This window comes from Streptomyces sp. NPDC012466, assembly GCF_042955215.1.
Classification (GTDB): Bacteria; Actinomycetota; Actinomycetes; order Streptomycetales; family Streptomycetaceae; genus Streptomyces.
In genome coordinates, this window is record NZ_JBIBEQ010000011.1 from 20,898 (window position 1) to 32,733 (window position 11,836).

Consider the following 11,836-nt stretch of genomic DNA (forward strand, 5'->3'; position numbering starts at 1 on the left):
GTGGTCGGCTGCCCTCCGGCACCCCGGTCGTGGGAAGGTGTGCCATGCCCCTGAGCCATCCCCGTCGTTCGGCCCTGTCCGAGCAGGTCATCGCCGCGCTGCGGGCGCAGATCACCTCGGGCGAGTGGCCCGTCGGCTCCCGGATCCCGACCGAGCCCGAACTGGTCGAGCAGCTGGGCGTCGCGCGCAACACGGTCCGTGAGGCCGTTCGCGCCCTGTCGCACAACGGGCTGCTGGACATCCGCCAGGGTTCCGGCACGTACGTCGTGGCGACGAGCGAGCTGGCGGGCGTGATGCAGCGGCGGTTCGCCGAGGCCGACCCCCGGCACATCGCCGAGCTGCGCTCCACGCTGGAGTCGGCCGCCGCCCGGCTCGCCGCCGAGCGGCGCACGGAGAGGGACCTCAAGCAGCTCGACGCGCTGCTGCTGCGGCGCGAGCAGGCCTGGGAGTCGGGTGACAAGGAGGCGTTCGTGACCGCGGACGCGACCTTCCACCTGGCCGTGGTGTCCGCCTCCCACAACGACGTGATGACGGCCATGTACGCGGATCTGGGCGAGGTGCTGCGGGACTGGCTGCGCGAGGACGTCGGCGAGAAGCTGACGCCGGAGACGCACATGGACCACGGGCGGCTGCTGGAGGCGATTCGCGCGGGCGAGGCGGACGCGGCCGCGGCGGAGGCCGCGCGCTATCCGTTCCTGTGCCGGCTGGGCGGGATCAGCTCTCCCTCCGGTGACTGATCCACACGTCGCCGACCTCTTTCCAGCACCGTCCGGTCAGCCGCACGGTCTGCGCGGGCCCGGCCGCGACCGGCGAGCTGTCGGTGTCGATGTCCCACCAGCGTGCGCACTCCACGTGCAGGCTCACACGGTCGGTCACCGGGTACGGGTTGTGGCAGTACACGGTCACCTTGGAGCCGGTCACGCGGATCCGGCAGGCCGCGCCGAAGGGCTCGGCGGACTCGCGCTCCTCGGCCGGCACGCGCGCGTGGGGCACGGCCTCGTACGCCACGGTCAGCACGAGCGTGGCGGCGACGGACAGTGAGGCCATTCGGCGGGACAAGCGCACAAGGGGACCTCCTCGGCCGTGCTGGGGAGGGGCTCGCGTGGTGAACGCGTACTCCAGGGTGCCCAGTTGCGGGCCTCCCCCGCCTGGCCTGCTGAGCCGAACGGGTGACGCCCCGCTCCCCGCGCGCTGCGGGGAACGGGGCGTCGCCGGACGCAGGGGAGATCAGGCTCCGATGGCGTGCAGACCACCGTCCACGTGGATGATCTCGCCCGTGGTCTTCGGGAACCAGTCGCTCAGCAGCGCGACGACACCGCGGCCGGCCGGCTCCGGGTCCTTCAGGTCCCACTCCAGCGGGGAGCGGGAGTCCCACACGGACGCCAGCTCGCCGAAGCCCGGGATGGACTTGGCGGCCATGGAACCGAGCGGACCGGCCGAGACCAGGTTGCAGCGGATGTTCTGCTTGCCCAGGTCACGGGCCATGTAGCGGCTGGTGGCCTCCAGGGCGGCCTTGGCCGGGCCCATCCAGTCGTACTGCGGCCAGGCGAACTGCGCGTCGAACGTCAGACCGACGACCGAGCCGCCGTTCTGCATCAGCGGCAGGCAGGCCATGGTCAGCGACTTCAGGGAGTACGCCGAGACGTGCATGGCGGTGGCCACCGACTCGAACGGCGTGTTCAGGAAGTTGCCGCCGAGGGCGTCCTGCGGGGCGAAGCCGATGGAGTGGACGACCCCGTCGAGGCCGCCGAGCTCCTCGCCGACGATGTCGGCCAGGCGGCCGAGGTGCTCGTCGTTGGTGACGTCGAGCTCGATGACCTTGGTGGGCTTGGGCAGCTTCTTGGCGATGCGCTCGGTCAGCGTGGGCCGCGGGAACGCCGTGAGGATGACCTCGGCGCCCTGCTCCTGGGCCAGCTTGGCGGTGTGGAAGGCGATGGAGGCCTCCGTCAGCACACCGGTGATCAGGACGCGCTTGCCCTCGAGAATTCCGCTCATGGTGATCAGTGACCCATTCCCAGTCCGCCGTCAACGGGAATGACGGCTCCAGTGATGTACGAGGCGTCGTCCGAGGCGAGGAACCGCACCGTCGCGGCGATCTCCTCCGGCTGGGCGTACCGGCCGAGCGGAACCTGCTTCACGATGTTCTCGCGCTGCTCGTCGGTGAGCGCCTTGGTCATGTCGGTGTCGACGAAGCCGGGCGCGACGACGTTGAAGGTGATGTTGCGCGAGCCCAGCTCACGGGCGAGGGAACGCGCGAAGCCGACCAGCGCGGCCTTGGAGGCGGCGTAATTCGCCTGGCCGGGACCGCCGTACAGTCCGACGACCGACGAGATGAGCACCACACGGCCCTTCTTGGCGCGCAGCATGCCGCGGTTGGCGCGCTTCACCACGCGGAAGGTGCCGGTGAGGTTGGTGTCGATGACCGAGGTGAAGTCCTCCTCGGACATGCGCATCAGGAGCTGGTCCTTGGTGATGCCGGCGTTGGCGATGAGGATCTCGACGGGGCCGTGAGCCTCCTCGATCTCCTTGTAGGCCTGCTCCACCTGCTCGGCGTCGGTGATGTCGCACTTGACCGCCAGGAAGCCGGTGGGCGGCTCACCCGAGCGGTATGTGATGGCGACCTTGTCGCCGGCATCGGCGAAAGCACGGGCGATGGCGAGGCCGATGCCCCGGTTGCCTCCGGTGACGAGAACCGAGCGGCTCAACGGATCACCCTTTCGATAGCGGTCTGATACCCCGCCCGGCGCCTGGACGACAGGCGGTGATGACAGGCGGCTTCCTCGAAAACCTATCGGTCCGGGCAGCCCCGCGGACAATCGGGCACCGACAGTGGCGTACGGGACTCACTGTCGGATCCCTACAGAAAGCCGCGGGTCCGGCCCATCAAACTCATGGCCCGCGCGCGGGATGGACGACATGATCGGAGCAGTCATACGTACGGCAACCACGGTCACCTCGACAGAAAGAGACGGCGGTGCCTCATACCATCGACGAGGCCTTCACGGCCCTCCCCCTACGCGCCCTCGCCGACGCGGCCCTCGCACGCGCGCGAGCGCTGGGCGCCGAGCACGCGGACTTCCGGTTCGAACGGGTGCGGGGCGCCTCCTGGCGGTTCCGGGACGCCAAGCCCGCCGGGTCGTCGGACACCACCGACCTCGGGTACGCGGTGCGGGTGGTGCACGGCGGTACGTGGGGCTTCGCGTCCGGCGTCGACCTCACCATGGACGCCGCCGCCAGGGTCGCCGGGCAGGCGGTGGCGATGGCCAAGCTGTCCGCCCAGGTGATCAAGGCGGCGGGTTCGGAGGAGCGGGTGGAGCTGGCCGACGAGCCGGTGCACGCGGACAAGACGTGGATCTCGTCGTACGAGATCGACCCCTTCTCCGTGCCCGACGAGGAGAAGGCCGGCCTCATCGCGGAGTGGAGCGCGCGGCTGCTGGCGGCCGACGGGGTCGACCACGTCGATTCCTCGCTGCTCACGGTCCACGAGAACAAGTTCTACGCCGACACCGCCGGGACCGTGACCACGCAGCAGCGGGTGCGGCTGCACCCGGTCTTCAACGCGGTGTCGGTGGACGAGTCGAGCGGCGAGTTCGACTCGATGCGCACCCTCGCGCCGCCGGTGGGACGCGGCTGGGAGTACCTGCGGGGCACCGGCTGGGACTGGGAGGGCGAGCTGGAGCGCATCCCGGAGCTGCTCGCCGAGAAGATGCGCGCGCCGAGCGTCCAGCCGGGCCTGTACGACCTGGTCGTCGACCCGTCCAACCTGTGGCTGACCATCCACGAGTCCATCGGGCACGCCACCGAGCTCGACCGGGCCCTCGGCTACGAGGCGGCCTACGCAGGCACCTCGTTCGCCACGTTCGACCAGCTGGGCAAGTTGCGGTACGGCTCGGAGCTGATGAACGTCACCGGCGACCGCACCGCCGAGCACGGCCTGGCCACCATCGGGTACGACGACGAGGGCGTCGCGGGCCAGTCCTGGGACCTGGTCAAGGACGGCACGCTCGTCGGCTACCAGCTGGACCGGCGCATCGCGAAGCTGACCGGCTTCGAGCGGTCCAACGGCTGCGCCTACGCGGACTCCCCCGGACACGTGCCGGTGCAGCGTATGGCCAACGTGTCGTTGCGGCCGGACCCGGCCGGGATGTCCACCGAGGACCTCATCGGCGGCGTGGAGCGCGGCATCTACGTCGTGGGCGACCGGTCCTGGTCGATCGACATGCAGCGCTACAACTTCCAGTTCACCGGTCAGCGCTTCTACCGCATCGAGAACGGGCGGCTCGCCGGGCAGCTGCGCGATGTCGCCTACCAGGCGACCACCACCGACTTCTGGGGCTCGATGTCGGCGGTCGGCGGGCCGCAGACCTATGTGCTCGGCGGCGCCTTCAACTGCGGCAAGGCCCAGCCGGGGCAGGTCGCGGCCGTCTCGCACGGCTGCCCGTCGGCCCTCTTCAAGGGCGTCAACATCCTCAACACGACCCAGGAGGCCGGTCGATGAGCGCGCGTTCCAGCAAGCCGCACGAGGTCGTCGAGCGCGCCCTCGAGCTGTCCCGGGCGGACGGCTGTGTCGTCATCGCCGACGAGCAGTCCACCGCCAACCTGCGCTGGGCCGGCAACGCGCTGACCACGAACGGCGTCACACGCGGGCGCACGCTCACCGTCGTCGCCACGGTCGACGGCAAGGAGGGCACGGCCTCCGGGGTCGTGTCACGCTCGGCCGTGACCGCCGACGAGCTGGAGCCCCTGGTGCGGGCCGCCGAGGCCGCGGCGCGCGGCGCCGCACCCGCCGAGGACGCACAGCCGCTGGTCACGGGCGTGGAGCGGTCGCCGGAGTTCACGGAGGCCCCCGCCGAGACCTCCTCGGCCGTGTTCGCCGACTTCGCCCCGGCGCTCGGCGAGGCCTTCGCCCGCGCGCGTGCGGGCGGCCGCGAGCTGTACGGCTTCGCCAACCACGAGCTGGTGTCGTCGTACGTCGGCACGTCCACGGGGCTGCGGCTGCGGCACGACCAGCCGAACGGGACGCTGGAGCTGAACGCCAAGTCCCCGGACCGCACCCGGTCCGCGTGGGCCGGGCGCTCCACCCGGGACTTCAAGGACGTCGACCCGGCGGCGCTGGACGCGGAGCTGGCCGTGCGCCTCGGGTGGGCCGAGCGGCGTGTGGAGCTGCCGGCGGGGCGCTACGAGACGCTGCTGCCGCCGACGGCCGTGGCGGACCTGCTGATCTACCAGATGTGGTCGGCGTCGGGCCGGGACGCGGTCGAGGGCCGCACGGTGTTCTCCAAGCCGGGCGGGGGCACGCGGGTCGGCGAGAAGCTGACCGACCTGCCGCTGACCCTGCGCAGCGACCCGAACGAGCCGGGCCTGGAGTCGGCGCCCTTCGTGATCGCGCACTCCTCCGGGGGTGATCAGTCGGTGTTCGACAACGGGCTGCCGCTCGCGGCCACCGAGTGGATGCGCGAGGGCGAGTTGCGGCACCTGACGACCAGCAGGCACAGCGCCGGCCTGACCGGGCTGCCCGTCGCGCCGGGCATCGACAACATCGTCCTGGACGGCGGCGAGGACCGCTCCCTGGACGAGATGGTCGCGAACACCGAGCGCGGGTTGCTGCTGACCTGCCTGTGGTACATCCGGGAGGTCGACCCGGCGACGCTGCTGCTGACGGGCCTGACCCGGGACGGCGTCTACCTCGTCGAGAACGGCGAGGTGACGGGCGAGGTGAACAACTTCCGGTTCAACGAGTCGCCGGTCGGGGTGCTCGGCCGGGCCACGGAGGCGGGGCGGACCGAGAAGACCCTGCCGAGGGAATGGAGCGACTGGTTCACCAGGGCGGCGATGCCCGCGCTGCGCGTCCCCGATTTCAATATGAGCTCTGTCAGCCAGGGCGTATAACCTCGTAGTCGGCTGTCACCCGACTGCCCGAAGATCATCGAGGAGACACGAGAACCGTGACGGACATCGTCGACGAGCTGAAGTGGCGCGGGCTGTTCGCCCTGTCCACTGACGAGGACGCTTTGCGCAAGGCGCTCGCGGACGGTCCCGTCACGTTCTATTGCGGTTTCGACCCGACGGCGCCGTCGCTGCACGTGGGGCACCTGGTGCAGGTACTCACCGTGCGCCGGCTCCAGCAGGCCGGTCACCGGCCGCTGGCGCTGGTCGGCGGTGCCACGGGCCTGATCGGCGACCCGCGCCCGACCGCGGAGCGCACGTTGAACGACCCGGAGACGGTCACCGGCTGGGTCGCCAAGCTGCGTGCCCAGATCGAGCCCTTCCTCGACTTCCAGGGCGAGAACGCGGCCGTCATGGTCAACAACCTCGACTGGACGGAGGGGCTCTCCGCGATCGAGTTCCTCCGGGACATCGGCAAGCACTTCCGCGTCAACAAGATGCTGACGAAGGACTCCGTGGCCCGCCGCCTGGAGTCCTCCGAGGGCATCAGCTACACGGAGTTCAGCTACCAGCTCCTGCAGGGCATGGACTTCCTCCAGCTCTACCGGCGCCACGGCTGCACGCTGCAGCAGGGCGGCAGCGACCAGTGGGGCAACCTCACGGCGGGCCTGGACCTGATCCACCGTCTGGAGCCCGACGCGACGGTGCACGCGCTGGCGACGCCGCTGATGACCAAGGCGGACGGCACCAAGTTCGGCAAGACCGAGGGCGGCGCCGTCTGGCTCGACCCGGAGATGACGACGCCGTACGCGTTCTACCAGTTCTGGCTGAACGTGGACGACCGGGACATCTCCCGGTACATGCGCATCCTGTCCTTCCGCTCCCGCGAGGAGCTGGAGGAGCTGGAGCGGCAGACGGAGGAGCGTCCGCAGGCCCGGGCCGCGCAGCGGGCCCTCGCCGAGGAGCTGACGACGCTGGTGCACGGCGCCGACCAGACGGCCGCCGTGATCGCCGCGTCCAAGGCCCTCTTCGGGCAGGGCGAGCTGGCGGAGCTCGACGAGAGGACCCTGGCCGCGGCCCTCTCCGAGGTGCCGCACGTCCAGGTCGCCGAGCTCGGCCCGGCCGTCGACCTCTTCGCCGAGGTCGGCCTGGTGGCCAGCAAGTCGGCCGCGCGCCGCACGGTCAAGGAGGGCGGCGCCTACGTGAACAACGTCAAGGTCGCCGGCGAGGACGCCGTCCCCGCCAAGGAGGACCTGCTGCACGGCCGCTGGCTGGTGCTGCGCCGGGGCAAGAAGAATCTGGCGGCGGTCGAGGTCACGGGCGCCTGAGAGCACGGTGAAGGGGGCGGCCTCCGGCGGTGCCGGAGGCCGCCCCCTTCTCGTGTGTCCCGTTACGCCCTGCGTCTGTCCCCCCGGGCCGCCGTCCAGGCCCGGTCACCGAGACCGACGAGGATGAGCGCGGCCACCAGTTGGAAGATGTGCCGCCACCAGTCGATGCCCGACGTGGCCTCGACACCGGCCGCCCGGGCGATGGCATTGCCGGCGATGCCGCCGATCATGCCCAGGATGACGGTCAGCCACAGCGGAATATGCTGTTTGCCCGGAATGATCGCCTTGGCGAGCAGACCGAGCACCAGTCCTACGACGATCGCCCACAACCAGCCCATCGCTTCCTCCTCGTACGGCTCGACGTGAGCACTACCGCCAGTGTCGGCCCGCCTGCCCTACGCCGCATGCCGACGGGGGCCGTCCGCGCTACGGCGCAGGCTGTCCGCCCGGGTGAGGCGCCACCCGGTCTCGTGGGCGGCGCAGGCGCGGCGTACCGTGGAAGGTGTCCCGGTCAGGTTTCCCCGACCGGCCGTGGGCGGCTACGGGGCGGGGAGAGTCCGATACGGGCGGATGGTGGAATGCGATGCGGAAGCAGCGTGGCGGCGGCAACGTCCAGGTTTTCCGGATCACCGGTGCCCGGACGGGACTCCAGGAAGACGTACGCGGGCGACAGCGCCGCTACGTGATCTCGATGACGGTCCGCACGATCTCCGTGATCCTCGCGGCCACCCTGTGGAACGTCGAACGGCACGTCGCCGCCGTGGCGTTGGTGCTCGGTCTGGTGCTGCCGTACATCGCGGTGGTGATCGCCAACGCCGGGCGCGAGAACGCGCCGTCTCTGCCGTCGACGTTCGTGGCGGCGCCGGTGCGTCCGATGATCGCGCCGCCGGGGCCGGGTGAGGGCCCGGCGGAATCCGTCGCGGAAGATGCCGTGTCCGGGCCGGGTGCGGGTGCGCGGAGCGAGTCGCACGAGCGATAGGGGCTCCCGGGGTGAGATCACGGGAGATCGCGAAGGGAAGTCATCTTCCCGCCAAGCTCAAGAAAAGCTCAGATCAATCATGTTGTTCCAGTGCCGGGCTCGGGGTTACCCGTGACATACTTCGTACGCGCTCCGCATCCCCCGTCGGAGCGACGGACCGACGCCGGGCAGCTCCCCCCGTGGCTGCTCGGCGTCGCCTTTTCTGCGAGACGAAGCTGTGAGTGACGAGACGCCCATCTGTTCCGCGAAGGGCTGCCGTGCCGAGGCCGTGTGGGTGCTGGCGTGGAACAACCCGAAGATCCATACGCCGGAGCGGCGCAAGACGTGGCTGGCCTGTGAGGAGCATCGCGAGCATCTGTCGCAGTTCCTCGGGGTGCGGGGCTTTCTGAAGGACGTGGTCCTGCTGAAGGAGTGGGAGTCCCAGGACTGAGAGGTCCCGGAACTCCCGGCCCGGGTGCCTAGCCTCCGATGGCCGACATCGGCCGGTCGGGCTGGACGAACGTCGGGTCGTCCAGGCCCGCTCCCGCCTTCTTGCCCCACATCGCCAGGCGCCAGATGCGGGCGATCTCCTCGTCCGGAGCGCCCGAGCGCAGGGCGGCGCGCAGGTCCGTCTCCTCCTGGGCGAACAGGCAGGTGCGGACCTGGCCGTCGGCGGTGAGGCGGGTGCGGTCGCAGGCCGCGCAGAAGGGGCGGGTGACGGAGGCGATCACGCCGACCACATGCGGTCCGCCGTCGACCAGCCAGCGCTCCGCGGGGGCCGAGCCGCGCTTCTCCTCGCCCTCCGCGGTCAGCTCGAAGCGGGTGCGCAGGGAGGTCAGGATGTCCCCGGCCGTGATCATGCCGTCGCGCTTCCAGCCGTGCTGGGCGTCCAGGGGCATCTGCTCGATGAAGCGCAGCTCGTAGTCGTGCTCCACGGCCCAGGCCAGCAGGTCGGGGGCCTCGTCGTCGTTGAGCCCGGGCATCAGGACCGAGTTGACCTTGACCGGGGTGAGGCCCGCGTCGCGGGCGGCGTGCAGGCCCTCGATGACGTCCTTGTGGCGGTCGCGGCGGGTGAGGGTCTTGAAGACGTCCGGGCGGAGTGTGTCGAGGGAGACGTTGACCCGGTCCAGGCCCGCCTCCTTCAGGGCGGCGGCCGTGCGCTTGAGGCCGATGCCGTTGGTGGTGAGGGACATCTGGGGGCGCGGCTCGAGGGCCGCGACGCGCTCGACGATCCCGGCCAGGCCGGGGCGCAGCAGGGGCTCCCCGCCGGTGAAGCGCACCTCCTCGATCCCGAGGGAGGTGACCGCGATGTCGATCAGGCGGACGATCTCGTCGTCGTTGAGCAGGTCAGGCTTGGCCAGCCACTGCAGGCCCTCCTCGGGCATGCAGTACGTGCAGCGCAGGTTGCACCGGTCGGTCAGTGAGACCCTCAGGTCGGTGGCCACCCGGCCGTAGGTGTCGATGAGCACGTGGGCCCCCTCCCTCGTCGCGGATCGTGCGTGCGGCACTTTTTCTCCGACACCTGCGAGCCTACGTGACCCCACCGACAACGCCACAGGCCCGATCCCACGACGCGGGACGCGGCCGCGCCGCGGGAACCTGGAGGTTCCTACGACGCGGCCGCGCGGGACGGGTCGTGCTCAGTGGGCTCCGGTGCCGGTCAGGGACCGGACCTCCAGCTCCGCGTACTTCTTGGCGTCGGGCTCCTCCTTGGACAGGACCGTGCCGAGCCAGCCCATGAGGAAGCCGAACGGGATGGAGATGATGCCCGGGTTCTTCAGCGGGAACCAGGCGAAGTCGACCTCGGGGAACATCGCCTTGGGGTCGCCGGAGACGACGGGCGAGAACAGCACCAGGCCGACGGCGACGATCAGACCGCCGTAGATCGACCACAGCGCGCCCTGCGTGGTGAAGCGCTTCCAGAACAGGCTGTAGAGGATCGTCGGGAGGTTCGCGGAGGCGGCGACGGCGAAGGCGAGGGCGACCAGGCCGGCCACGTTCAGGTCGCGCGCGAGGGCGCCGAGACCGATGGAGACGATGCCGATGGCGACGGTCGCCCAGCGGGCCGCGCGGACCTCCTCGGCGCCGGAGGCCTTCCCCTTGCGGATGACGTTGGCGTAGATGTCGTGCGCGAAGGAGGACGACGAGGCGAGGGTGAGGCCGGCGACGACGGCGAGGATCGTCGCGAAGGCCACCGCCGAGATCGTCGCGAGCAGGATCGCGCCCCAGGTCGAGTCGACGCCGCCCAGGTGCAGCGCGAGCAGGGGTGCCGCCGTGTTGCCGGACGGGTTGGAGGCGATGATCTCTTCCTGCGAGATGAGCGCGGCGGCGCCGAAGCCGAGCGCGATCGTCATCAGGTAGAAGCCGCCGATGATGCCGATCGCCCAGTTCACGGACTTACGGGCGGCCTTGGCGTCGGGCACCGTGTAGAAGCGGATCAGGATGTGCGGCAGACCGGCGGTGCCGAGCACCAGGGCGATGCCGAGGGAGATGAAGTCCAGCTTGGAGGTGCCGGTCGCGCCGTACTGGAGGCCGGGCTCCAGGAAGGCGGCGCCCTTGCCGCTGTTCTCGGCGGCCGTGCCGAGCAGGTCGGAGATGTTGAAGTTGAACTTCAGCAGCACCAGGAAGGTGATCAGGAGGGTGCCGCCGATGAGCAGCACGGCCTTGACCATCTGCACCCAGGTGGTGCCCTTCATGCCGCCGATGGAGACGTAGACGATCATCAGGAGGCCGACGAGGGCGACGATGAGGATCTTGCCGGCGTCGGAGGTGATGCCGAGCAGCAGCGAGACGAGGACGCCCGCGCCGGCCATCTGCGCCAGCAGGTAGAAGATCGACACCACGATCGTGGACGTACCGGCCGCGGTGCGGACTGGGCGCTGGCGCATGCGGTACGCGAGGACGTCGCCCATGGTGTAGCGGCCGGAGTTGCGCAGTGGCTCGGCCACCAGGAGCAGGGCGACCAGCCAGGCGACCAGGAAGCCGATGGAGTAGAGGAAGCCGTCGTAGCCGAAGATGGCGATGGCGCCGGCGATGCCGAGGAACGAGGCGGCGGACATGTAGTCGCCGGAGACGGCGAGGCCGTTCTGGAAGGCGCTGAACTGGCGTCCGCCGGCGTAGAAGTCGGCGGCGTCCTTGGTCTGGCGGCCCGCCCAGATGGTGATGCCGAGGGTCGCGAGGACGAACAGCGCGAACAGGGTGATGATCAGCGGGCGGTGCTCGCTGGCCTCGTTCGCGGCGAGGAAGGTGTGCTGTACGGGGCTCATGCGCCGCTCTCCATCCGGGTCTTGATGGCCTCGGCCTTGGGGTCGAGCTTCGCGGCGGCGTGCCGCGAGTACCACCAGGCGATGAGGAACGTGGTGAGGAACTGGGCGACGCCGAGGACGAAGGCGACGTTGATGTTGCCGAAGAGCTTGGTGCCCATGAAGCCGCCCGCGTAGTTCGAGAGCAGGACGTACAGCAGGTACCAGGTGATGAAGCCGACGGTCAGCGGGAAGGCGAACGAGCGGTAGGAGCGGCGCAGTTCACCGAACTCCGCACTCTCGTGCACCTCGGCGAACTCCTCGGGTGAGGGGAGCTTGTGTTGCTCTTTCGAGGGGGGCGGTGCGTCGGTGGCCACGGAGTCTCCTCGCAATGAAGGAAGCGGTTGTGAACGGGGACGGGG

Annotated in this window: 13 protein-coding genes; 6 read left to right on the forward strand and 7 right to left on the reverse strand. The window is 70.3% G+C overall.

The genetic code is table 11. The features are described from left to right. Positions 1–44: 44 nt before the first annotated feature. Positions 45–737, forward strand: a complete 693-nt coding sequence (locus ACFY9E_RS32960) for an FCD domain-containing protein (protein ID WP_390990308.1) — start codon at positions 45–47, stop codon at positions 735–737. On the opposite strand, the gene ACFY9E_RS32965 is transcribed toward ACFY9E_RS32960, so the two are convergent. The 3 genes from ACFY9E_RS32965 to fabG form a co-directional block, all read right to left on the reverse strand. After that, a complete protein-coding gene (locus ACFY9E_RS32965) occupies positions 715–1,065 on the reverse strand; it encodes a hypothetical protein (protein WP_390990311.1) in 351 nt (116 codons plus the stop codon). The genes ACFY9E_RS32960 and ACFY9E_RS32965 overlap by 23 nt on opposite strands. A gap of 162 nt (positions 1,066–1,227) precedes the next feature. Next, positions 1,228–1,995, reverse strand: a complete 768-nt coding sequence (gene fabI / locus ACFY9E_RS32970; protein ID WP_283972160.1) for an enoyl-ACP reductase FabI — start codon at positions 1,993–1,995, stop codon at positions 1,228–1,230. Between the two features lie 5 nt (positions 1,996–2,000). Then, a complete protein-coding gene (fabG, locus tag ACFY9E_RS32975) occupies positions 2,001–2,705 on the reverse strand; it encodes a 3-oxoacyl-[acyl-carrier-protein] reductase (protein WP_390990315.1) in 705 nt (234 codons plus the stop codon). Positions 2,706–2,974: 269 nt separating this feature from the next. Here fabG and ACFY9E_RS32980 point away from each other — a divergent pair, with 269 nt between their 5' ends. From ACFY9E_RS32980 to tyrS, 3 genes are read left to right on the forward strand one after another with little or no spacing between them, the layout of a single operon-like run. Beyond that, a complete protein-coding gene (locus ACFY9E_RS32980; protein WP_390990317.1) occupies positions 2,975–4,498 on the forward strand; it encodes a metallopeptidase TldD-related protein in 1,524 nt (507 codons plus the stop codon). Then, positions 4,495–5,889, forward strand: a complete 1,395-nt coding sequence (locus ACFY9E_RS32985) for a metallopeptidase TldD-related protein (RefSeq protein ID WP_390990320.1) — start codon at positions 4,495–4,497, stop codon at positions 5,887–5,889. The genes ACFY9E_RS32980 and ACFY9E_RS32985 overlap by 4 nt, the downstream gene beginning before the upstream one ends. 56 nt (positions 5,890–5,945) lie before the next feature. Further along, complete coding sequence (tyrS, locus tag ACFY9E_RS32990; RefSeq protein WP_390990323.1) at positions 5,946–7,214, forward strand: tyrosine--tRNA ligase; 1,269 nt, start codon at positions 5,946–5,948, stop codon at positions 7,212–7,214. A 62-nt stretch (positions 7,215–7,276) separates the two neighbouring features. On the opposite strand, the gene ACFY9E_RS32995 is transcribed toward tyrS, so the two are convergent. Beyond that, on the reverse strand, positions 7,277–7,552 hold the full coding sequence (locus ACFY9E_RS32995) for a GlsB/YeaQ/YmgE family stress response membrane protein (protein WP_390990326.1): 276 nt from the start codon (positions 7,550–7,552) through the stop codon (positions 7,277–7,279). A 245-nt stretch (positions 7,553–7,797) separates the two neighbouring features. On the opposite strand from ACFY9E_RS32995, the gene ACFY9E_RS33000 reads away from it, so the two are divergent. Beyond that, on the forward strand, positions 7,798–8,193 hold the full coding sequence (locus ACFY9E_RS33000; RefSeq protein ID WP_390990329.1) for a DUF3099 domain-containing protein: 396 nt from the start codon (positions 7,798–7,800) through the stop codon (positions 8,191–8,193). 217 nt (positions 8,194–8,410) lie between these two features. Further along, positions 8,411–8,623, forward strand: coding sequence for a hypothetical protein (locus ACFY9E_RS33005; protein WP_390990332.1), 213 nt, complete (start codon positions 8,411–8,413; stop codon positions 8,621–8,623). Positions 8,624–8,651: 28 nt separating this feature from the next. On the opposite strand, the gene moaA is transcribed toward ACFY9E_RS33005, so the two are convergent. The 3 genes from moaA to ACFY9E_RS33020 form a co-directional block, all read right to left on the reverse strand. Next, entirely contained in the window at positions 8,652–9,641 is a 990-nt protein-coding gene (gene moaA / locus ACFY9E_RS33010; RefSeq protein ID WP_390990335.1) for a GTP 3',8-cyclase MoaA, read from the reverse strand. A gap of 171 nt (positions 9,642–9,812) precedes the next feature. After that, positions 9,813–11,438: a cation acetate symporter gene (locus ACFY9E_RS33015; protein ID WP_390990338.1), complete on the reverse strand. Its 1,626-nt coding sequence runs from the start codon at positions 11,436–11,438 to the stop codon at positions 9,813–9,815. Then, positions 11,435–11,791, reverse strand: a complete 357-nt coding sequence (locus tag ACFY9E_RS33020; protein WP_390990341.1) for a DUF485 domain-containing protein — start codon at positions 11,789–11,791, stop codon at positions 11,435–11,437. Before ACFY9E_RS33020 ends, ACFY9E_RS33015 begins: the two co-directional genes overlap by 4 nt. Between the last annotated feature and the right edge of the window lie 45 nt (positions 11,792–11,836).

Excerpts from the sequence above, each read along its gene's own strand:
- ACFY9E_RS32960 (WP_390990308.1), top strand. The coding sequence starts at position 45 with ATGCCCCTGAGCCATCCCCGTCGTTCGGCCCTGTCCGAGCAGGTCATC.
- fabI (WP_283972160.1), bottom strand. The coding sequence starts at position 1,995 with ATGAGCGGAATTCTCGAGGGCAAGCGCGTCCTGATCACCGGTGTGCTG.
- ACFY9E_RS32985 (WP_390990320.1), top strand. The coding sequence starts at position 4,495 with ATGAGCGCGCGTTCCAGCAAGCCGCACGAGGTCGTCGAGCGCGCCCTC.
- ACFY9E_RS32995 (WP_390990326.1), bottom strand. The coding sequence starts at position 7,552 with ATGGGCTGGTTGTGGGCGATCGTCGTAGGACTGGTGCTCGGTCTGCTC.
- ACFY9E_RS33000 (WP_390990329.1), top strand. The coding sequence starts at position 7,798 with ATGCGGAAGCAGCGTGGCGGCGGCAACGTCCAGGTTTTCCGGATCACC.
- ACFY9E_RS33015 (WP_390990338.1), bottom strand. The coding sequence starts at position 11,438 with ATGAGCCCCGTACAGCACACCTTCCTCGCCGCGAACGAGGCCAGCGAG.